Below are 19,978 nucleotides of genomic sequence, written 5' to 3' on the forward strand. Positions count from 1 at the left end.
GCGTGAGGAAAGCCAGCCACCAAAGCGCTCTCACGGCGGACATTTCGCTCAAACATCGGGATACCAAACCTCGGGGACGAAAGCGTAACCGCGCGCGGCGCGCGTGACATGGCCAAATGTCGGAAAATCGAGATGCATGCCGGCAACCCGGGTGCGCTCGCTCGCCGCCATGTCGAAAATCCGCTTGCGCGACGCGCGCGCCGCGGCGGGATCGATGTCGAACACCATGCCGGCCTCGGGCTCGGCGAACTGCACCCCGGGCATATGCACGATATCGCCCCAGATCAGCAGATGCTCGCGGCCAGACTGCAGCGCGTAGCCGGAATGGCCGGGGGTATGGCCGGGCGCGGGGACCAGGGTGATGCCGGGCGCGACCTCGCCGCCGGAAACCGTGCGCAGGCGCTCGCGATAGGGGCCGATGCCCCGCTGTGCGACCCCAAACGCATCACGCAGCCCGTCCGGCGCGCCGGCCGGCACGGCGCCAAGCCAGAATTTCGCCTCCTGCTCATGCACGACGATCTCCGCCTCGGGAAACACGGGCTTGCCCTCGCCATCGACGAGGCCAGAGACGTGGTCGATATGCATATGCGTCACCAGCACCCGCTTGATCGCGCTCGGCGCGACCCCGAGCGCAGCGAGGCGGCGCCCGAACGCCCCCGCCGCCGGCCCGCCCATGGTGCCGCAGCCGCTATCGATCAAGGTGAGTGACTGGCCATCATTGACCAGGAAGGCGTTGATGGTGATGCGCGGCGGCATGCGGCGGAAGGCGGCGGCTTGCAGCGCCTCGGCCTCGGCGCGATCGATATTCGCCATCACGTCGAGCGTGACCTCGAAAATACCGTCATTGATCGCGCTGACGACGAGATCGCCGAGACGGAAATGATGGACACCGGCGATCTGAGCGGTGGGAAGGGGGAGCGACATGTCGGTTGCCTCGTTTCCTCAGATGATCATGGATCTACGACAGTGTGCGAGACGCGGGGCTCGCCGGTCAATCTCCTCCCGATGTCGACGCGGCGCGGATCGCCTTTCCCGGACTTCCCGAAGAGGCTAGAAGGCGGCAGCGATTGGGCGGAGACGATGGCGGCGATGACCAGCACCCTTGCCTCGATGACCGGTTTCGCCCAGAGCGAGGGCGAGCGGGACGGCTTTGGCTTCCTTTGGGAGCTGCGCTCGGTCAATGGCCGCGGGCTCGATCTCCGCTTTCGTCTGCCGCCGGGCTTCGATGCGCTGGAGCCGGGCCTGCGCGAGGCAGCGGCGAAGGTTTTGCGGCGTGGCGCTATCACCGCGAGCCTCACCATCCGGCGCGCGCGCGGCGCGCGGCCGGAGCCGGACCCCGAAGCACTCGAACACGTCCTCGCCCTCGCCCTTGCCCTCGCCCACCGCATCCCTGGCGGCTCGCCGCCGCGCGCCGAGGCTCTGCTGGCGCTGCCCGGCGTGCTGCGCTGGGCGAGCGAACGCGAACCACCGGACGAGGCCGAGACACAGCTCGTCACGGCCGGCTTCGCCACCGCGCTTACCGGCCTCACTGCCATGCGCGGCGCGGAAGGGGCGCGGCTCGCAAGCTTGCTCGGCGCCATCCTCGCCGAGATCGCCGCCCTCCATGCCGAGGCGGCAGCGCTCGCGGACACGCAGCCCGACGCGCTGCGAACACGGCTTGCCGAGCAGCTCGACACCCTCTTGCGTGGCCGCGACATCCCCCTCCCCGCCGAGCGTCTGGCGCAGGAGGTCGCGCTGCTCGCGACCCGCGCCGACATCCGCGAAGAACTCGACCGCATCGCAAGCCATCTCGCCGCCGCCCACGCCCTGCTCGCAGAGACCGGCGCGGTCGGGCGGCGCTTCGATTTCCTGGTCCAGGAATTCCAGCGCGAGGCCAATACCCTCTGCAGCAAGGCGGCGACCACGGCGCTCTCGGCCTGCGGGCTGCGGCTCAAGGCGGCGATCGAGCAGCTCCGCGAGCAGGTGCAAAACGTCGAATGAGCCCGCGTTTTCCCCGCCGCGGCCTCTGCCTCGTGCTCGCCGCGCCCTCCGGCGCCGGGAAAACCTCGATCAGCCGCGCTCTTCTCGCCGCCGAACCCGGCCTTCACCTCTCGATCAGCGCGACCACCCGCGCCCCGCGCGCCGGCGAGCAAGAGGGCATCCATTATTTCTTTCGCGACCGGCCAGCCTTCGACGCCATGATCGAAGCCGGCGAGTTGCTCGAATGGGCGGACGTTTTCGGCCAGTGTTATGGCACGCCCCGCGCGCCGGTCGCGGCCGCGCTCGCGCGCGGCGAAGATGTGCTGTTCGATATCGACTGGCAGGGTCATCGGCAGTTGCGCGCTGCCCTCCCCGGCGACGTCGTCGGGGTTTTCATCATGCCACCGACGCTCGCCGACCTCGAAGCCCGCCTCCGCGCCCGCGGCGATGCGCCGGCGGAAATCGCGCGCCGCATGGCGGCGGCCGAGGACGAAATCGCCCACGCCAATGAATTCGACTACTGCATCGTCAACGAAACACTCGCCGAGGCGATTGCAACGACGGGCGCCATCCTCCGCGCCGCGCGCGCCGCAACCGCGCGCCAGACCTGGCTCGCGAAGGGTGTCACCGGCTGAGGCGTCCCGCCGTCAGAGGCGCGGCGCCAGCCCCTCTCGCGTCAGCTCGGCCAGCAACTCATCGAGCGCGCCGCGGACGGCGGCAAACATCTCCGCGATCTCGCTTTCGCTGATGATCAACGGCGGCGTGAAGGCCAGCGTATCGCCGGGCACGGCACGGCCGATGACGCCGTGTTTTTCGAGGAGTTTCGCGGCGCGCGGGCCGATCTTGAGCGCCGGATCGTAATTTTGCCGCGCCCCCTTGTCGGCAACCAGCTCGATCCCGCCAAGAAGGCCAAGACCGCGTGTCTCACCGACCAGCGGATGGTCGGCGAAGCCATGCAGCGCGCGCTGGAAGGCCGGCGCGATGGCACGGACGTGGTCGATGATCCCGATCTCGTCATAGATTTTCAACGTCTCGATGGCGACCGCCGCCGGTACCGGATGGCCGGAATAGGTGAAGCCATGGCCGAACGTGCCGATCTTGTGTGATTCCTCGGCCAAGGCCGCGAACACCCGCGCATTCACCATCACCGCGCTGATCGGCAGAAACGACGCCGAGAGGGCTTTGGCACAGGTGAGAATGTCCGGCGTCACGCCGAGGGTCTGGCTGCCCCAGTAATTGCCGGTACGCCCGAAACCGCAGATCACCTCGTCGGCGACGAGCAGGATGTCGTATTTGCGCAGCACCGCCTGGATCGCCGGGAAATACCCCTCCGGCGGCACGATCACGCCGCCGGCGCCCATCACGGGCTCGGCAAACATGCCGGCGATGGTCTCCGGTCCCTCGGCGAGGATCAGGGCTTCGAGTTCCGCGGCACAGCGGGCGGCGAAATCGCGCTCGCTCTCGCCCGGCGCCGCGCCGTGATAAAAATGCGGCGTGATGGTATGCAAAAACCCCGGCAGCGGCACATCGAAGGAGCGATGATTGGCGGGCAGCCCGGTGAGCGAGGCGGAGGCCAGCGTAATGCCGTGATACCCCTTGACCCGGCCGATGATTTTTTTCTTCTGCGGGCGCCCGAGCGCGTTGTTGAAATACCAGATCATTTTGATCGCGGTATCGTTGGCCTCGGAGCCGGAATTGGCGAAAAACACCTTGCTCATGGCGACCGGCGCGCGGGCGAGCAGCATTTCCGCGAGCGTGATCAGTGGCTCATGCGATTTGGCGGCGAAGGCGTGATAGAAGGGAAGCTTACGCATCTGCGCCGCCGCCGCCTCGACCAGGCGCTCATTGTTAAAGCCAAGCGAGGCGCACCAGAGCCCGGCCATCGCCTCGATATAAGGCTTGCCGTTCTCGTCCCAGACCCGCACCCCTTCGCCACGCGTGATCACCAGCGGGCCGGTTTCGGCATGGGCCAGGAGATCGGTATAAGGGTGGAGGACAGAGGCGATATCGCGAGCGGCGTTGGAATTGGCGCGGGCTGAAGTCATGTCGTTCATTCCTCGGACGGGCGGGCGAGGAGCGGCCGCCGGCGCGCCCCGATATGAGGCGCTTCGCTATGAGCGCGAGCTTACCACGTCCGCGCCGCTCGGCTAGAGCGCAACGCCGAGCCCGAGCACATCAACGAGACCAGGGGGACGATCACGGTAAAGCTGGTAGCGGCGGGCGGATTTGAACCACCGACCAAGGGATTATGATTCCCCTGCTCTACCGCTGAGCTACGCCGCCACAGCTGGCCCCAGATACCGCCGCCGCCGCCTCGCCGTCAACCTGCGGCGCAACGATGAAGCCACCGCCGAGAACGCGGCTGTCCTGATAAAAAACGCAGGCCTGCCCAGGCGCCGCAAGGGCATGCGTTGCCAATTTGACTTCCGCCCCGCCAGTCGGCAACGCCCGGATTTCCGCCGGCTGCGGCGCCTCGCGGGCGCGCAGCTTCACCGCGCAGGGGATCGGCGCGTGGGGCGGCGGGATCAGCCAATTCACCTCGCGCAGCCGGATGGTGTCCGTCCCGCGGCTCCCGCGCGGGCCGACCACCACGCGCCGCCGCGCCGCATCCAGCGCCACCACCACCTGCCGCTCGCCGCCATCGCGCGTCGCAGCACCGAGGCGCTTGGCTTGGCCGACGGTATAACGCGCGACCCCTCCGTGCCGGCCCAAAACCCGGCCGTCGCCCGCCACGATCTCACCCGCCGCCATCGCGTCCGGCCGCAGGCGCGCAACGAAATCGGCATAATGCCCGTCGGGCACGAAGCAGATATCCTGACTGTCGGGCTTGGTCGCAACCGGCAGGCCAAGCCGCGCCGCCTCGGCCCGCACCGAAGCCTTGCTCGCCATCGCGCCGAGCGGAAAGCGGCAGAACGCGAGCTGCTCGGCCGTGGTTGCGAATAAGAACCAGCTCTGGTCGCGCTCGAGGTCGGCGGCGCGGTGCAGCTCCACGCCGGATTCGCCCTCGATCCTCTGCACATAATGCCCGGTCGCCAGCGCGTCCGCGCCGAGATCGCGGGCAAGCGTCAGCAAATCGCCGAATTTCACGCTCTGGTTGCAGCGCACACACGGCACCGGCGTCTCACCGCCGGCATAGGAGTCGACGAAATCGGCGATCACCGCGGCGCGAAACCGCGCCTCGGCATCGATCACGTAGTGCGTGATGCCGAGATGATCGGCGACACGCTTGGCATCGTGAATGTCCTGGCCGGCACAGCACGCCCCTTTGCGCCCGGCTGCCGCGCCATGGTCGTAAAGCTGAAGCGTGATCCCGATCACCTCATGCCCGGCTTCGGCCAGCAGCCCGGCCACCACCGAACTGTCCACCCCGCCCGACATCGCTGCGACCACCCTCATGACACGCCTATGCCCGGCTGGTGTTCCAAAGAAGGACAAGGCCAGAGGTTCCGCCTCTGGACTCCGCTGGGGCCTCGGGCCCCAGACCCCCATCCTTCACGAGACAGGGTCCAGGGACATTGTCCCTGGCGGGGTCGAGGGGCAGCGCCCCTCGCCTTGCCTCGCTCGGAGCACTGGCCGGCATTCACGTGTCCAAGAGGTTGCGGGTGCCGGCGGGAAGGCGAACGGTGAGGCCGTCGAGCGCCTCGGTCATGACGATCTGACAGCCGAGACGCGAGGTTTTTTCGAGGCCGAAGGCCAGGTCGAGCATGTCTTCCTCGTCTTCGGTCGGGGGCGAAAGTTTGCCGAACCAGGCGGGATCGACGATGACGTGGCAGGTTGAGCAGGCGAGCGAGCCTTCGCACGCGCCTTCGATATCGACGCCGTGGCGATGGGCGATTTCGAGAACCGAGAGGCCGAGCGGGGCATCCACTTCGCGCTTGGTGCCGTCGCGTTCGATGAAGGTCATTTTAGGCATTCTGGGGTTCGCTTTGTCGGGCATGGGCGGCGATCAACATCTCCGCCGCGGTGTCGATCTCGGCCGCCGAGGTAAAGCGTCCGATCCCGATGCGCAAGCTTGCGGCGGCGATTTCCGGCGCGACACCCATGGCGCGGAGAACATAGGAGGGCTCGATCGCCGCCGAGGAACAGGCCGAGCCGGTAGAAAGGCAAAGATCGGGGAGATCGGCGAGCAGGGTTTCGGCGCGCGCTCCCGGAAAGGCAAGGTTGAGATTGCCGGCGAGACGATGTTCGCGGCTGCCATTGAGGGCAATGCCGGGGATGGCCGCACTGAGGCGCGCGAGCAGACGATCGCGAAGGGCGGCGAGCCGCTCGCCCTCGGCTGCCATTTCTGCCCGCGCGATGCGACACGCCTCGCCGAAGCCGACGATGAGCGGCGCCGGCAGGGTGCCGGAACGCAAGCCCCGCTCCTGCCCGCCGCCGGAAAATAGCGGCGCGAGACGAACCCGCGGCCGATGGCGGACATAGAGCGCGCCGATCCCCTTTGGGCCGTAGAGCTTATGGCCGCTAATCGAGAGCAGATCGATCCCCTGCGCCGCAACATCGAGGGGGATTTTCCCGGCCGCCTGCGCGGCATCGGTGTGAAACAGCGCGCCGCAATCGCGGGCAAGGGCGGCGAGAGCGGCGATGTCGTGCAAAACCCCGGTCTCGTTATTCGCCGCCATCACCGAAACCAGAAGGGTCGGGGTCACAAGTGCCGCGCCGAGCGCGGCGGGATCGAGCCGTCCGTCACCACTGACCGGCAGAAACACCGGCTCGAACCCCTCCTCGGCGAGGTCGCGCGTCGCCTCTAAGACGCATTTATGCTCGGTCGCGACGGTGATGACGCGGCGCTTCGGGCTTCCCATGCGGGCGGCGAAGCGCGCCGCGCCCTTGATCGCGAGATTGTTGCTCTCGGTCGCGCCGGAGGTGAAGATGATTTCGCGCAGGCTTGCGCCGATCAGCGCCGCGACCTCGGCGCGCGCCCGTTCCACCGCCGCCTCCGCCTCACGGCCGAGAGCGTGTTCGGCACTGTGCGGGTTGCCAAACGCCTCGCTGAAATAGGGCAGCATCGCGGTGACGACACGCGGGTCGCAGGGCGTTGTCGCTTGGTTGTCGAGATAGATCGGGCGGTTGCGCGGCATGGGGCGTCGGCTCAGGCAGCGTGGCGGGAAAGACGGGCTGCTATCGCCCGATAGGCGGCGGCGAACGCGGCGATATCGTCGGCGGTCGCGTTCCAGGGCAGGGAGACCCGGATCGCCTGGCCGGCGAGATCAGCAAGCCCCATCGCCGTCAGCACATGGCTCTGCGCGATCTTGCCCGAACTGCAGGCAGCCCCGGCGGAGACGGCGATGCCAGCGAGATCGAGCGCGATCACCTGAGTTTCGGCCTTGATGCCCGGGAGGGCAAGGCAGGTGGTATTGGGAAGACGTGGGGCGCCAGCGCCGCAGACCACCGCGCCGGCTTGGACCGCCGCGGCCTCGGCGGCGTCGCGCAGAAACGTGAGATCGACGGCAGTGGCGGCAGCGGCGGCAGCGAAGCCGGCGATCGCGGCAAGCGGCGGGGTGCCACCGCGCCGGCCGCGCTCCTGGCCGCCGCCGGCGATCAGCGGCGCGAGGCGCTTGGCGGCATCGGCCGCAATCAAAAGCGCGCCGGCGCCGGCCGGACCGCCGAGTTTGTGGCCGGAGAGAGCGAGACTCCCGGCGCCGAGGGCGCTAAAATCACACGCGATCCTTCCCGCCGCCTGCACCGCATCGACATGGAGATGCGCGCCAAAGCGGCGGCAAAGTGCCGCGGCTTCGGCGATCGGCTGGATCACCCCGGTTTCGTTATTGGCGAGCATGAGCGCGACGAAGGCCGGCGGTCCCTCGGCGAGCAGCGCCGCAAGCTGCGCGAGATCTGCGATCCCTTGGCGATCGACCGGCAAAATCGCCGCGTCCGGCGCCGCTTCGCGCACCGCCGCATGCTCGATGGCGCTCACGATCCGCCGTCGCCCGGCGCCGAGGCCGGCGATCGCCAGGGCATTGGCCTCGGTCCCGCCAGAGGTGAAAACGAGATCGGCTGGGTGGGCGCCGAAGCGGGCGGCGATCGTCTCGCGCGCGGTTTCCAAAAGCGCGCGCGCGGCGCGGCCGAAACCATGTACCGAGGCTGGGTTGCCGGTGAGGTCGAGCGCCGCGAGCGCTGCCGCCCGCGCCGCAGGGCGAAGCGGCTCGGTCGCGTTGGCGTCGAGATAGACGCGATCAGGCATTCACGCCGCCTCGCGCGGTTGGGGTGGCGCGCGCGTGCCATCGAGGCGGCCGGCCACGACATCGGCCAGGGTGATGGTGTCAAGAAAGTGATGAATATGAAGGCAGAGCGCTTGCCACAGCGCCGCAGTCGGGCAGCCCGCGGCCCCGCCAGCGTCGCCAGCGTCAAGGCAGCATTCCCCCACTGCGCCGGCATCATCGACGGCGCGGATGACGCTCGCAACCGAGACCTCGTCCGCCCGCCGCGCGAGACCATAGCCGCCATTCGGGCCGCGCGCCGAAACCACCAGCCCGGCGCGCCGCAGACGCGCGAAAAGCTGTTCGAGATAGGCCGGGCTGATCCCCTGGCTCGCGGCGATCTCGGAGAGGCTGACGAGACGGGCGGGGGTGTGAGGCTCGCGCGCGGCGAGATCGACCAGCGCCATCACCGCATAGCGCCCGCGCGTCGAAAGCTGCATTGCCTAATCTCCGGCCTGTTCGCTGGTTTTGGTTTCGGCGGCAAGGCGCGCCAATCTGGCCTCGACCTCGGTCAATTCGGCGCGCAGGCTTTCGACGTCACGCAACAAGGGATCGAGTGCCGCCTCGGCGGGCGTGCCGTAAGGATCAAAACAGGGATCGCGGCGCTTGCGGTCGATCGGGCGGGCGGGAATACCGACGACGGTGACGCCGGCCGCAACCGGCTGCACCACTACCGCATTGGCCCCGACCCGGGCATTGTCGCCAACCGTAATGGCCCCGAGAATTTTCGCGCCGGCCCCGATGATGACGCCGTTGCCAATCGTCGGGTGGCGCTTGCCGCGTTCGGACGTGGTGCCGCCAAGGGTCACTTGGTGATACATATAGACGTCGTCGCCGACCTCCGCGGTCTCGCCGATGACGACCCCCATGCCGTGATCGATGATTACGCGGCGGCCGATTCGGGCGCCGGGGTGGATTTCGATACCGGTGAGCCAGCGACTGAGATAGGAGACCAGCCGACCGGTGATACGAAATCCCGCGCGCCACAGATTATGGGCAAGGGCATGCCACATCAACGCATGCAGACCCGGGTAACAGAGCAGCACTTCAAGGCTGGACCGGGCCGCGGGATCCTTCTCACGGTAGGCGCGGATGGTTTCACGCAAAAAAATGAACGCCATGCGACAATTCCGTTATCACTGAGCGACCAATTCGACCTATATTGCGTTTATATGGCAGCGCTGGCGCGGGTGGTTAGCCCCGGTCGGTGCCGCAGAAACGCCGTCAACCCCCGAATCCTCGGCTCGCGCCAAGGATTCGCGCGAAATGGAGGAGTAAGCCAGGAGCTCCGTGCGCAAGACCGTCCCGCCACAGACGCTCTCCCGCCGGTCATCCTGTGGTTCAACGCCTTGGCTGCAACCCAGGTGCCGGTCATCGATGGTCACCCCACTTTCCGATCTACCTTCTCGAGATTTAGTCAACGAAAGGGATCAGCGAAAGGGTCGATATCGCCGGAAGCGTCGGGATTGTCGAATTTGCCGGTGGCGCGCTGCGGTAGCTTCGCGAAAACGTTTAGGATCACTCAATAACTCAATCATAATACTTATGTCCTCGACGCGCTGATAGGCGATAAGGTTGCCGAGTATCATAGTCAGTAGAAATGGAACGCAGAGATCATGCCCGAGGTGATGTTCGCCGGCCCTGATGGGCGGTTGGAAGGCCGTTACCACCATTCGAAAGAAACCGGCGCCCCGGTGGCGCTGGTGCTACACCCGCATCCGTTGCATGGCGGGACGATGAATAACCGTATCACCTATACGGTTTATCAGTCGTTCCAGCGGCTGGGGTTTTCCACCATGCGCTTTAATTTCCGTGGCGTCGGGCGAAGCCAGGGGCGCTATGATGGCGGCATCGGCGAAATCGGCGATGCCGCGGCGGCGCTCGATTGGCTGCAAGCGGTCAATCCGAATGCTGGCGGGCTTTGGATCGCGGGCTACTCCTTCGGCGCTTTCGTCAGCATGCAATTACTCATGCGCCGGCCGGAGGTTTCCGGCTGGGTCAGCATCGCGCCGCCGGCCAGCCATTATGATTTCGGCTTTCTCGCGCCCTGCCCTTGCGGCGGGCTGATGATCCATGGCGACGCCGATGATTTGGTGCCCGAGCCTGCGGTCAGAAAGCTCGTTGATAAGCTGAACACGCAGAAGGGCGTCAGCGTCGATTATCGGGTTCTTGCAGGCGCCGACCATGTGATGGCCAATCACGCCGAAGCGATCGCCGCGGCGGTGGAGGATCATGTCGGCAAGAAAATGGTCGGCCGCCATCTTTCGATGGCCGCAGATTAGAGATGACAGGGCAGCGCCGGCGGCGCTGCCCACCATGCCAAAGTCTTTTTGCTTCTTTTTCTTCAGAAAAAGAAGTTTTTCTTACCCTCCTCTTTCTACCCCTCCTCCAGCGCCGAGGCGGCGGCAAGCCAGGCTTCCTCGGCTTCGGCGATGGCGTCCGCGATGGCGGCGAGGCGCTTATTCGCCCGCACGATGTCGGCCGCCGAGGTTGCGGCATAAAGCGCCGGATCGGCGAGCCGCGCTTCGATCGCTTGGCGTTCGGCGGTGAGGGCGGCGAGCCGTGCTTCCGCCGCTTGCGCAGCGCGCCGGAGTGGCGCCGAAGCGACCCTTTCATCCGCCCGCGCGCGCCGCGCGAGGCGGGCGCTGCTTTCGCGCCGCTCGCTGGCCGCGGCCGGCTCGGGCGTTGCGAGACCGGCGCGATATGCGGCGAGATCGCCGTCGAACGCCTGCACCCGCCCGTTCGCAACCAGCCATAGCCGGTCGGCGATGAGGTCGATGAGATGCGCGTCATGGCTGATCAGCACCACCGCGCCGGGAAACTCGGCGAGCGCGGTCACCAGTGCCTGACGCGCGTCGATATCGAGATGGTTGGTCGGCTCATCGAGCACCAGAAGGTGCGGCGCCTCGCGGGTTGCGAGCGCGAGCGCAAGGCGCGCCCGCTCGCCGCCAGAAAGCTCGCCGACCCGGCGTTCCACCCGCTCGGCATCGAGGCCGAAACGCGCGAGATGGGCGCGGAGAACGGTGGGGTTGGCGCGCGGCAAGACCCGCGCGAGGTGATCGAGCGGGCTCTCCTCGACCAGGAGATCCTCGAGCTGGTGCTGCGCGAAATAGCCGACGGAAAGCCCGCGCGCGCGCTCAATCTGCCCGGCGAGCGGCGCGAGCCGGCCGACCAGCAGCTTCGCCAGCGTCGATTTGCCGTTGCCGTTGGCGCCGAGCAGGGCGACCCGGTCCTCCATGTCGAGGCGCAGCGAAATGCCGCGTAGCACCGGCGTCCCGTCATAGCCGACGCTGACCGCATCGAGCCGCAGCATCGGCGGCGCGATCGGGCGTGGCGCGGGGAAATCGAACCGCGCCGGCGCCGCTTCCACCACCGCGACCGTCTGCGGCAGCCGCTCCAGCGCTTTGAGCCGGGATTGCGCCTGGCGCGCCTTGGTCGCCTTGGCGCGGAAGCGGGCGACGAAGGCCTCGATCCGCGCCCGCTCGCCGGCGACGCGCGCCGCGGCGCGGGCTTCCTGGGCACGGCGCTCGGCGGTGATGCGCGCAAAGGCCTCGAATCCGCCGGGGGTCAGCGAGAGTTTACCGCGATCGAGATGGGCGATGGCGTGGACGGCGCGATCCAGGAGGCCGCGATCATGCGAGACCACGAGCACGGCACCGGAAAAGCGCATGAGCCAGGATTCGAGCCAGAGCGCCGCTTCGAGATCGAGATGGTTGGTGGGTTCGTCGAGCAGCAGCAGATCGGGGGCAAGAAACAGCGCCGAGGCGAGGGCAACGCGCATTCGCCAGCCGCCCGAGAAATCGGCGATCGGGCGCGCCTGCGCGGCGGCATCGAAGCCGAGCCCGGCGAGAATGCGCGCAGCCCGCGCCGGCGCCGCGTCTGCCCCAATGGCGCGGAGGCGTTCATGGATTTCGGCAAGGCGCGCCGGCGCCGCACCTGTGCTCTCGGCAAGCAGCGTGAGCCGTTCTTGATCCGCGGCAAGCACGGTCTCGAGCACGCTGCCTTCGCCGGAGGGCGCCTCCTGGCGCACCCAGGCGAGGCGGGCGCGGCCCGCGAGGCGGATTTCCCCGCCATCGGCAGCGAGTTCGCCGGCGATAAGGCGCAGCAGGGTCGATTTCCCGGCACCATTCGCGCCGATCAGCCCGACCCGCTGGCCGGCGGCGATGGCGAGATCGGCGCGATCGAGCAGCATCCGGCCCTGGATCGCATAGCTGACGGCGGTGATTTCGAGCACACTCATGCGGCATGGATCGCCCGCCTGGCGCCGACGATCAAGGCCCGCGCCTGGATTGGATCGGGGGCGTTATGCCAGATGCGCGCGAGACTCACCTGGCCGGCGGGGCGAGTGCCGCGTTCAGGGTCGCGGCGACGCGGGCGACGTCGTCATCGCTGAGATCGGGATGGATCGGAAGCGCGAGGATGCGGGCGGCGACCGCCTCTGAGACGGGGAGCGGGGTGCCATCGTGATGGGCGCGATAGGCCGGCTGATGGTGGAGTGGCTTGGGATAATAGATCGCGCTCGCGATATTGGCCGCGCGCAGCGCTGCCTGCGCCGCCTCCCGCCTGGTGCCGTCGGCGAGCAGAATGGCATAGACCGCCCAGGCGCTCTCGCTCTCGGGCACCCGCGCCGGCGTCTCGACGAGCCCGGCGAGCGCCCGATCATAAAGCCGGGCAAGGCGCTGGCGAGCTTTGATCTCGGCCGGAAAATGCTTGAGCTTGGCGAGCAAAACGGCGGCCTGGAGCGTATCGAGGCGACCATTCATGCCGGTGCGCAGCACCTCGTAGCGGGACGTGCCCTCACCATGGCTGCGGAGACTCCGATAAAGGGCCGCGCGTTCGGCGCTTTCGGTGAACAGCGCGCCGCCATCGCCATAGCCGCCGAGGGGTTTCGAGGGGAAAAAGCTGATCGCCGTCGCGTGCGCCGCGCGCCCGAGTGGCGCGCCGCCGAGGCGGGCGCCGAAGCTTTGGGCGCAATCATCGAGGGTAAAAAGCTCATGGCGCGCGGCGATGGCGGCAAGGCGCGGCCAATCCGCCGGCTGGCCGAAGAGATCGACACCGATCAGCGCCCGCGGCCGCAGCTTCCCCGCCGCCCGGACCGCCGCGATGCGTGCCTCGAGCGCGGCCGGGTCGATCTGAAACGTCCGCGCGTCGATATCGACGAAGACCGGCGTCGCGCCGAGCACCAGCGCGACCTCGGCGGTCGCGGTATAGGTAAAGGCGGGGAGAAACACCGCATCCCCCGGCCCGATCCCTTCTGCCATCAGGGCGATCTGCAAGGCGTCGGTGCCGGAGCTGACCGCGACGCAATGGGCGGCACCGCAGAATTGCGCGAGCTGCGTTTCCAATTCACCGACCTCGGGGCCGAGAATGAACTGGCAATGCGCGAGCACCGCCTCGATGCGGGCGCGCAAATCGGAGCCGAGGCGCGCCTGTTGCGCCTTGAGGTCGAGGAAAGCGATCGGGTGCGCGGTCATGGGCCCTCGCGAAATCAGGCGCGCGCGGCGCCGGCGGCGTTATGGGAGAATTCCGGCACCAGGCGCGAAAGCAGCGCCAGCGCCTGCCCCTCCTGGCCGCGCGAACACGCGCCAGCGAGCTCGTCAAGCGCGCGGCTGATGATAGCGAGATCGGCGGTGCGGGGGGCTGCCATCAGAAGGCCGGGATAGCGCGTCGGTTTGGGGGGCTCCTGGCCATGAAACATTTCCTCGAAAAGTTTTTCGCCGGGGCGAAGGCCGGTGAAACGGATCGCGATATCGGTTTCGGGGCGAAGCCCGGCGAGCCGGATCATCTGGCGGGCGAGATCGACGATTTTCACCGGCTCGCCCATGTCGAGGACGAAAATCCCGCCCACAGCGGCTTCCGACAGCTCCGGCGCGGTGGTGCCGACGACGGCGGCCTGTAATACCAGCCCGACCGCCTCGCGCACGGTCATGAAATAGCGCCGCATGTCGGGGTGGGTCACGGTAAGCGGGCCGCCGGCGGCGAGCTGGCGCTGAAACAGCGGCACCACCGAGCCGGTGCTGCCGAGCACATTGCCGAAACGCACGGTGATGCAGCGCAGGCCGCCGGATTTTTCGCGCCCGGCGAGATCGAGGGCCTGGCAATACATCTCGGCGAGCCGCTTCGAAGCGCCCATGACGCTGGTCGGGTTGACCGCCTTGTCGGTCGAGATCTGCACCATCACCGCCGCCCCGGCGGCGCGCGCGGCATCGGCGACGTTGCGGGTGCCGACGGCGTTGCTGTGCAGCCCCTCGAGCGGATTGGCTTCCACCATCGGCACATGCTTGAGGGCGGCGGCATGAAAAACGAGGTCAGGGCGGAAACGCTCGCACACCGCGCGAAGCCGCGCCGCGTCGCGGATATCGGCGATCAGGGTGCTGCGGGCGAGCGTCGGATGCGCCGTCGCGAGCTCGAGATCGATCTGCCAAAGCGCGTATTCGCCATTGTCGAGGAGGGCGATTTCCGCCGGCCCGAACCCCGCCACCTGGCGCGACAGTTCGGCGCCGATGCTGCCGCCGGCGCCGGTGATGAGCACGCGGCGGCCGGCGATCAGCCGGGCCATGCCGTCGCGATCGAGGGGCACCTGTTTCCTATTGAGAATATCCTCGATGGCGATGGGGCGGAGATCGAGCCCGGCTTGCGCGCGCACTGTCGAGGCGGCGGCGAGACGGGTCGGGTCGGGGGCGCGGCGAACCGAGACTCCGGCGCGATCGGCACACTCGAGGAGATGACCAAGGGTCTCGCCAGGGAGATCGGTGGTGACGACGAGAAAGCGCGGCGGGGTTTCGGCGACAGCCAGTTTTTCGAGGATCTGTTCGGTCTCGGCGATGGTGCCGAGGATCGGCTGCCCCTGGATCCGCCGCCCGGTCTGGCGGGCCGAGGGCGCGAGCAGGCCGAGCACCCGATAAAGCGCGCCGCGCCCGCGCCCGAGCGCGCGGAGGAACAGATCGGCCCCCTCGCCATCGCCAACCAGGAGGATCGGCACCGCGTCACCCACATCCCCCCCGCCGCGGCCATCGCGGCGATCGCGCCAGAGACGATAGGCAAGACGGGGGGCGGCGAGCAGGATTGCGAGCGCCAACGCATGAATGGCGGGGAAGCTCACGCTCGGCAGCGCGAGGCCGGCGGCCAGGAAGAGCAGCGCATAAAGCCCGGCCCCGAGAACCGCGCTGCCGGCGATCGCGCGCATATCGCCAAGGCCGGCGAAGCGCCAATATTGCGTCGCCAAGCCGAACGGCACGCCGCCGGCGATCAGCGCGATCGCGCCGGCCGCGATCGCGAAGCCGGAGGCCAGCGGCTGCTCCGGGCGCGCGAGCCAGAAAGCGAGCGGCACCGCGAGCGCGCCGAGCGCGCCATCGAGCACGACATTGACCAAAAGCCGGGTCAGCGAAGGATTACGCACCGCCATCCCCCGCCCTTAGAGCATTCTCCGGCCAAACGGAACTGCTGGCGTATGACGGCCGCCGGTTGCGGCGGGGATATGGTGGAGGGGGTTGGATTCGAACCAACGTAGGCGTGCGCCAGCGGATTTACAGTCCGCCCCCTTTAGCCACTCGGGCACCCCTCCAGGTCTTTTAGCGGTGATCGAGTAGGGCCAAAGCGCCGGGCTTGTCAATCGAACCGGCAGCGAGCGGCGGCGGCGCCGCGCGGGCTTGATGCAGATCAACGATCTTCCTGCAAACATTGGCTATTTTTCCAAAATCTGGCGATGCCGCGAGGAAACGCAACCCATCGGGCCAAAGCGAGGGAACCATGTCCGAAAACACGCCGCTCGTCCGCTGGTTCGCCGATGTGCGCGCGAGCGATGTCGCCGAGGTCGGCGGCAAGAATGCCTCGCTCGGGGAAATGTATAGCCGCCTCAGCGCCGCCGGGGTGCGGGTGCCGAACGGTTTCGCCCTCACCGCCCAGGCCTATCGCGAGGCGCTCGCCGCCGCCGGCGCCGAGGCCAAGCTGCGGGCAGTGCTCGATCGCCTCGCGATCACCGACATCGCCGCCCTCGCGCGGGCCGGCGCCGCGGCGCGCCGGATCGTCTATGAGACAACCGGGACCGCGATCCTCCGCGCCGCCATCGCGAATGCTTATGCCAAACTCGCGCGCGAATACGGCCCGGATGTCGCGGTCGCCGTCCGCAGCTCCGCGACCGCCGAGGATCTGCCCGAAGCCAGCTTCGCCGGCCAGCATGAGAGCTACCTCAACATCGTCGGCGAGGAGGATCTCTTCGAGGCGTGCCGCCGCTGTTTCGCCTCCCTGTTTACCGATCGCGCCATCGTCTATCGGGTCAATAACGGCTTCGACCATTTCAAGGTCGCGCTTTCGGTCGGAGTGATGAAAATGATCCGCGCCGATGCCGCCGCGAGTGGCGTGATCTTCACGCTCGACACCGAATCCGGCTTTCGCGACGTGGTGTTCATCACCGGCTCTTACGGGCTTGGCGAAAACGTCGTGCAAGGTGCCGTCGATCCCGACGAATTCTATGTCCACAAGCCGAGTTTTCGCGCCGGGCATCGCGCCGTGCTGCGCCGGACGCTCGGCAGCAAGCAGCTCACCATGGGGCTCGCCCCCGGCCATTTCGGCGCAACGACCCGGAACCTGCCGACCGAGGCCGCGAAACGCCTGCGCTTTTGCCTGAACGACGCCGAAGTGCTCGAACTCGCCGCCACCGCCCTCGCCATCGAGGCGCATTATTCCGCTCAGGCCGGGCATCCCCAGCCGATGGACATCGAATGGGCGAAGGACGGCGAAGGCGGCGCGCTCTTCATCGTCCAGGCCCGCCCCGAGACCGTCGCCGCGCGCAAGACGGCGGAGAGGCTCGACACCTATACGCTGCAAACGCGCGGCACGGCGGTGGTGACCGGGCGGGCGGTCGGCGAGAAGATCGCAACCGGCGTCGTCCGCGTGGTCACCTCGGCCAAGGATCTGGAAATTTTCCGACCCGGCGAGGTTCTCGTCGCCGCGGCGACCAACCCGGATTGGGAGCCGGTGATGAAAACCGCCGGCGCCATCGTCACCGATCACGGCGGACGCACCTGCCATGCCGCGATCGTCGCGCGCGAACTCGGCGTGCCGGCGGTGGTCGGCGCCGGGGTCGCGACGGCGACGCTGCACACCGGCGATACCGTCACCGTCTCCTGCGCCGATGGCGAGGTCGGCACGGTCTATGCCGGCGCGCTCGCCTTCGAGGTCAGCCATGTCGATGCCGGGGCGCTGCCGCTTCCGAAAACGCCGATCATGGTCAATCTCGGCAATCCCGATCTCGCCTTCAAGACGGCGATGCTGCCGAGCGCCGGGGTTGGGCTCGCGCGCATGGAATTCATCATCAACGAGCATATTGGCGTCCATCCGATGGCGCTCGTGCATCCCGAGAAGGTCAGCAACGCCGAGCGCAGCCGCATCAGCGAACTGAGCCGCAACGATCCCTCTCCGCAAGCTTTCTTCATCCGCGAGCTGGCCGAGGGGATCGGCACCATCGCGGCGGCGTTTCATCCCCGGCCGGTGATCGTCCGGCTCTCCGATTTCAAGAGCAATGAATACGCGGCCCTGCTCGGCGGCAGCGCCTTCGAGCCCAAAGAGGCCAATCCCATGCTCGGCTTCCGTGGCGCTGCGCGCTATGCGCATCCGGCCTATGCCGAAGGCTTCGCCCTCGAATGCGCGGCTTTGCTGCGCGTCCGCCGCGAGATGGGTCTCACCAATCTGCTCGTGATGGTGCCGTTTTGCCGCCGCGTCGACGAGGCGAAAACCGTGCTCGCCGAAATGGCACGCCACGGTCTGCGGCGCGGCGAGGACGGGCTCGAAATCTATGTCATGTGCGAGATCCCGAACAACGTCATCCAGATCGACGCGTTTTCTGAAGTCTTTGATGGATTCTCGATCGGCTCGAACGATCTGACCCAGCTCACGCTCGGCGTCGATCGCGACTCCGACATCGTCGCCTTCGATTTCGACGAGCGCGATCCCGGCATGCTGGAAATGCTGCGCCTTGCTGTCACCGGCGCTGCGCGCAATCACCGCAAGGTTGGCATCTGCGGCGAGGCGCCGGCGAATTACCCCGAAATCGCCGCGTTTCTCGCCGGTCTCGGCATCGGCTCGATCAGCGTCAATCCGGCGAGCCTGCTCCGCACCCTCGCCATCGTCCATGATGCCGAACAAACCGCCAGCAAAACGTGATTGTGGAGTTTCCGACCATGTCCGATCATAGGGATGACCTCGTTCTCGACGGTCTCGTGCGGGAAGAGCTGGAATGGGCGCCGCACGTCGATGCAACGAACATCACCGTCCATGTCCGTGACGGCATCGTCACCTTGGGCGGCTTCGTCGCGAGCTACGCCGAGAAAAAAGCCGCCGAGCGCGCGGTCTGGCATGTCCGCGGGGTGCTCGGCCTCGCCCAGGACATCGAGGTTCGCCTCAACCGCGAGGCCCGCCATTCCGACGAGGAAATCGCCCACCGCATCGCGAGCATCCTGCGCTGGGACGCGCGGATTCCCGAGGGGCGGATCCAGGTCAAGGTCGAGGCCGGGGTCGTGACCCTGATCGGCGCGGTCGATTGGCGATACCAGAAAGAGGATGTCGAGGCGCGGGTGCAGCCGCTCGCCGGCGTGGTTGCGATCAAGAACGAGATCGTCGTCCGCCCGCCCCGAGGCGCCTCCAATATCCACGACGCCGTGCGTCGGGCGCTGGCCCGCCACGCCGAGATCGACGCCTCGCGCATCACGGTCGTGACCCAGGGTGGCGAAGTCACGCTCGCCGGCGAGGTGCGAAGCCTCGCTGCCCGTCGCATCGCCGAAAACGCCGCCTGGTCGGCCACCGGGGTCGAAAATGTGATCGACCGGATGCGGGTCGTGCCCTGAGCCGATGCCATGACCCGGACGCCACCCCGCATCGTCACTTGGACCCTCAATCCGGCCGTCGATTTCGTCTCCACCGCCCCGGTGATTGCCGCGACCCACAAAATCCGCACCCATGACGAGCATGTCGATCCCGGTGGCGGCGGCGTCAATGTCGCGCGCGTCGTGCATGCGCTCGGCGGCGAGACGTTGGCGATCTTTGCCGCGGGCGACGTGACCGGGCGGTTTCTCGATGCATTGCTCCAGGAGGCCGGGGTGCCGCGCCATCGCGTGCCGATCGCCGGTCGGACTCGGGTTTCGTTTACCTTCCGCGAAGAGACCAGCGGGCGCGAATATCGCTTCGTGCCGGAAGGGCCAACGCTGTCGGACGCCGAATGGCACACCGCCCTCGCCGCTCTCCCGGCGGCATCAGAGCACTATGTGGTCGCGAGCGGCAGCCTGCCGCGCGCGGTGCCGGTCGGGATTTATGCCGAAGCCGCGCGTCTCGCGGCGGCGCGCGGTCAGGCTTTCGTGCTGGATACCTCTGGCGAAGCTCTGCGCGCCGCGCTCGGGCATGGCATCACGCTTTTGAAGCCGAGCCTGCGCGAACTCGAAATATTGGTCGGCCGCACCCTTCCCGATCCGGCGGCGCAGGAGAAGGAAGCGCTCGCCCTGGTGCGCAATGGCGCGGCGCGGATGGTGGTGGTGACGCTCGGAGCCGCCGGTGCGATCCTGGCGAGTGAAGCCGGCGTCCTCCGCCGCCAGGCGCCGCCGGCCGAGGTCCATAGCGCGGTGGGTGCCGGCGATGCGTTTCTCGCCGCCATGGTGCTCGCCTTGGCGCGTGGGGCTGCACCCGAGGATGCGCTCGATTGGGGGCTTGCCGCCGGCGCCGTGGCGATCGCCGGGATCGGCACCGCGCGCGTCACGCGAAGCGCCGTCGAACGGCGCTATGCCGCCTTGCGCGCCAAAAGCGCCGGAGGATCGGCTTAATAGCGATGAATTTCT

Annotated in this window: 17 protein-coding genes and 2 tRNA genes; 6 read left to right on the forward strand and 13 right to left on the reverse strand. The window is 67.8% G+C overall.

Features of this window, described 5'->3' with window-relative positions:
• Positions 1–48 precede the first annotated feature (48 nt).
• Complete coding sequence (locus tag ACP5M5_RS00765) at positions 49–924, reverse strand: MBL fold metallo-hydrolase (protein ID WP_427934891.1); 876 nt, start codon at positions 922–924, stop codon at positions 49–51.
• 165 nt (positions 925–1,089) lie between these two features.
• Here ACP5M5_RS00765 and ACP5M5_RS00770 point away from each other — a divergent pair, with 165 nt between their 5' ends.
• Entirely contained in the window at positions 1,090–1,980 is an 891-nt protein-coding gene (locus tag ACP5M5_RS00770; RefSeq protein ID WP_427934892.1) for a YicC/YloC family endoribonuclease, read from the forward strand.
• Positions 1,977–2,594, forward strand: coding sequence for a guanylate kinase (gene gmk, locus ACP5M5_RS00775; protein ID WP_427934894.1), 618 nt, complete (start codon positions 1,977–1,979; stop codon positions 2,592–2,594). The genes ACP5M5_RS00770 and gmk overlap by 4 nt, the downstream gene beginning before the upstream one ends.
• A gap of 12 nt (positions 2,595–2,606) precedes the next feature.
• On the opposite strand, the gene ACP5M5_RS00780 is transcribed toward gmk, so the two are convergent.
• The 8 genes from ACP5M5_RS00780 to cysE form a co-directional block, all read right to left on the reverse strand.
• Entirely contained in the window at positions 2,607–4,004 is a 1,398-nt protein-coding gene (locus ACP5M5_RS00780; protein WP_427934895.1) for an aspartate aminotransferase family protein, read from the reverse strand.
• Positions 4,005–4,167: 163 nt separating this feature from the next.
• A tRNA-Met gene (locus tag ACP5M5_RS00785) sits at positions 4,168–4,242 on the reverse strand.
• The gene (gene mnmA / locus ACP5M5_RS00790; protein WP_427934896.1) at positions 4,222–5,355 is read right to left on the reverse strand and encodes a tRNA 2-thiouridine(34) synthase MnmA; all 1,134 of its coding nucleotides are present in this window, start codon (positions 5,353–5,355) and stop codon (positions 4,222–4,224) included. The genes ACP5M5_RS00785 and mnmA overlap by 21 nt, the downstream gene beginning before the upstream one ends.
• Before the next feature lie 184 nt (positions 5,356–5,539).
• On the reverse strand, positions 5,540–5,872 hold the full coding sequence (locus ACP5M5_RS00795; protein ID WP_427934897.1) for a ferredoxin family 2Fe-2S iron-sulfur cluster binding protein: 333 nt from the start codon (positions 5,870–5,872) through the stop codon (positions 5,540–5,542).
• On the reverse strand, positions 5,865–7,037 hold the full coding sequence (locus ACP5M5_RS00800) for a cysteine desulfurase family protein (protein ID WP_427934898.1): 1,173 nt from the start codon (positions 7,035–7,037) through the stop codon (positions 5,865–5,867). Before ACP5M5_RS00800 ends, ACP5M5_RS00795 begins: the two co-directional genes overlap by 8 nt.
• An 11-nt stretch (positions 7,038–7,048) precedes the next feature.
• A complete protein-coding gene (locus ACP5M5_RS00805) occupies positions 7,049–8,140 on the reverse strand; it encodes a cysteine desulfurase family protein (RefSeq protein WP_427934899.1) in 1,092 nt (363 codons plus the stop codon).
• Positions 8,141–8,596 carry an RrF2 family transcriptional regulator gene (locus tag ACP5M5_RS00810; RefSeq protein ID WP_427934900.1) on the reverse strand — a complete coding sequence of 152 codons (456 nt, stop codon included), beginning with the start codon at positions 8,594–8,596 and terminating at the stop codon, positions 8,141–8,143.
• 3 nt (positions 8,597–8,599) lie between these two features.
• Positions 8,600–9,277: a serine O-acetyltransferase gene (gene cysE / locus ACP5M5_RS00815; RefSeq protein WP_427934901.1), complete on the reverse strand. Its 678-nt coding sequence runs from the start codon at positions 9,275–9,277 to the stop codon at positions 8,600–8,602.
• Positions 9,278–9,772: 495 nt separating this feature from the next.
• On the opposite strand from cysE, the gene ACP5M5_RS00820 reads away from it, so the two are divergent.
• A complete protein-coding gene (locus ACP5M5_RS00820) occupies positions 9,773–10,438 on the forward strand; it encodes an alpha/beta hydrolase (RefSeq protein WP_427934903.1) in 666 nt (221 codons plus the stop codon).
• Positions 10,439–10,533: 95 nt separating this feature from the next.
• Here the strand turns inward: ACP5M5_RS00820 and ACP5M5_RS00825 are convergent, their stop codons facing one another.
• The 4 genes from ACP5M5_RS00825 to ACP5M5_RS00840 all read right to left on the reverse strand — a co-directional run bounded on the left by ACP5M5_RS00825 (position 10,534) and on the right by ACP5M5_RS00840 (position 15,720).
• Positions 10,534–12,396, reverse strand: coding sequence for an ABC-F family ATP-binding cassette domain-containing protein (locus tag ACP5M5_RS00825; RefSeq protein ID WP_427934904.1), 1,863 nt, complete (start codon positions 12,394–12,396; stop codon positions 10,534–10,536).
• 85 nt (positions 12,397–12,481) lie between these two features.
• Entirely contained in the window at positions 12,482–13,630 is a 1,149-nt protein-coding gene (locus ACP5M5_RS00830; protein ID WP_427934905.1) for a DegT/DnrJ/EryC1/StrS family aminotransferase, read from the reverse strand.
• 14 nt (positions 13,631–13,644) lie between these two features.
• Positions 13,645–15,561: a polysaccharide biosynthesis protein gene (locus ACP5M5_RS00835; protein ID WP_427934907.1), complete on the reverse strand. Its 1,917-nt coding sequence runs from the start codon at positions 15,559–15,561 to the stop codon at positions 13,645–13,647.
• A gap of 73 nt (positions 15,562–15,634) precedes the next feature.
• Positions 15,635–15,720: transfer RNA gene (locus ACP5M5_RS00840), tRNA-Tyr, on the reverse strand.
• A 185-nt stretch (positions 15,721–15,905) separates the two neighbouring features.
• Here ACP5M5_RS00840 and ppsA point away from each other — a divergent pair.
• From ppsA to ACP5M5_RS00855, 3 genes are read left to right on the forward strand one after another with little or no spacing between them, the layout of a single operon-like run.
• On the forward strand, positions 15,906–18,317 hold the full coding sequence (gene ppsA, locus ACP5M5_RS00845) for a phosphoenolpyruvate synthase (protein WP_427934909.1): 2,412 nt from the start codon (positions 15,906–15,908) through the stop codon (positions 18,315–18,317).
• A gap of 17 nt (positions 18,318–18,334) precedes the next feature.
• Positions 18,335–18,997 carry a BON domain-containing protein gene (locus tag ACP5M5_RS00850; protein ID WP_427934910.1) on the forward strand — a complete coding sequence of 221 codons (663 nt, stop codon included), beginning with the start codon at positions 18,335–18,337 and terminating at the stop codon, positions 18,995–18,997.
• Positions 18,998–19,006: 9 nt separating this feature from the next.
• Positions 19,007–19,963, forward strand: coding sequence for a 1-phosphofructokinase family hexose kinase (locus tag ACP5M5_RS00855; protein ID WP_427934912.1), 957 nt, complete (start codon positions 19,007–19,009; stop codon positions 19,961–19,963).
• Positions 19,964–19,978: the final 15 nt, after the last annotated feature.

The sequence above is a fragment of the Acidibrevibacterium sp. genome, from assembly GCF_049965395.1.
Classification (GTDB): Bacteria; Pseudomonadota; Alphaproteobacteria; order Acetobacterales; family Acetobacteraceae; genus Acidibrevibacterium; species Acidibrevibacterium fodinaquatile.

Excerpts from the sequence above, each read along its gene's own strand:
- ACP5M5_RS00765 (WP_427934891.1), bottom strand. The coding sequence starts at position 924 with ATGTCGCTCCCCCTTCCCACCGCTCAGATCGCCGGTGTCCATCATTTC.
- ACP5M5_RS00850 (WP_427934910.1), top strand. The coding sequence starts at position 18,335 with ATGTCCGATCATAGGGATGACCTCGTTCTCGACGGTCTCGTGCGGGAA.
- cysE (WP_427934901.1), bottom strand. The coding sequence starts at position 9,277 with ATGGCGTTCATTTTTTTGCGTGAAACCATCCGCGCCTACCGTGAGAAG.
- ACP5M5_RS00825 (WP_427934904.1), bottom strand. The coding sequence starts at position 12,396 with ATGAGTGTGCTCGAAATCACCGCCGTCAGCTATGCGATCCAGGGCCGG.
- ACP5M5_RS00805 (WP_427934899.1), bottom strand. The coding sequence starts at position 8,140 with ATGCCTGATCGCGTCTATCTCGACGCCAACGCGACCGAGCCGCTTCGC.
- ACP5M5_RS00810 (WP_427934900.1), bottom strand. The coding sequence starts at position 8,596 with ATGCAGCTTTCGACGCGCGGGCGCTATGCGGTGATGGCGCTGGTCGAT.
- ACP5M5_RS00835 (WP_427934907.1), bottom strand. The coding sequence starts at position 15,561 with ATGGCGGTGCGTAATCCTTCGCTGACCCGGCTTTTGGTCAATGTCGTG.
- ACP5M5_RS00855 (WP_427934912.1), top strand. The coding sequence starts at position 19,007 with ATGACCCGGACGCCACCCCGCATCGTCACTTGGACCCTCAATCCGGCC.
- ACP5M5_RS00800 (WP_427934898.1), bottom strand. The coding sequence starts at position 7,037 with ATGCCGCGCAACCGCCCGATCTATCTCGACAACCAAGCGACAACGCCC.
- ACP5M5_RS00795 (WP_427934897.1), bottom strand. The coding sequence starts at position 5,872 with ATGCCTAAAATGACCTTCATCGAACGCGACGGCACCAAGCGCGAAGTG.
- ACP5M5_RS00830 (WP_427934905.1), bottom strand. The coding sequence starts at position 13,630 with ATGACCGCGCACCCGATCGCTTTCCTCGACCTCAAGGCGCAACAGGCG.
- ACP5M5_RS00780 (WP_427934895.1), bottom strand. The coding sequence starts at position 4,004 with ATGACTTCAGCCCGCGCCAATTCCAACGCCGCTCGCGATATCGCCTCT.
- gmk (WP_427934894.1), top strand. The coding sequence starts at position 1,977 with ATGAGCCCGCGTTTTCCCCGCCGCGGCCTCTGCCTCGTGCTCGCCGCG.
- mnmA (WP_427934896.1), bottom strand. The coding sequence starts at position 5,355 with ATGAGGGTGGTCGCAGCGATGTCGGGCGGGGTGGACAGTTCGGTGGTG.
- ACP5M5_RS00820 (WP_427934903.1), top strand. The coding sequence starts at position 9,773 with ATGCCCGAGGTGATGTTCGCCGGCCCTGATGGGCGGTTGGAAGGCCGT.
- ACP5M5_RS00770 (WP_427934892.1), top strand. The coding sequence starts at position 1,090 with ATGACCAGCACCCTTGCCTCGATGACCGGTTTCGCCCAGAGCGAGGGC.
- ppsA (WP_427934909.1), top strand. The coding sequence starts at position 15,906 with ATGTCCGAAAACACGCCGCTCGTCCGCTGGTTCGCCGATGTGCGCGCG.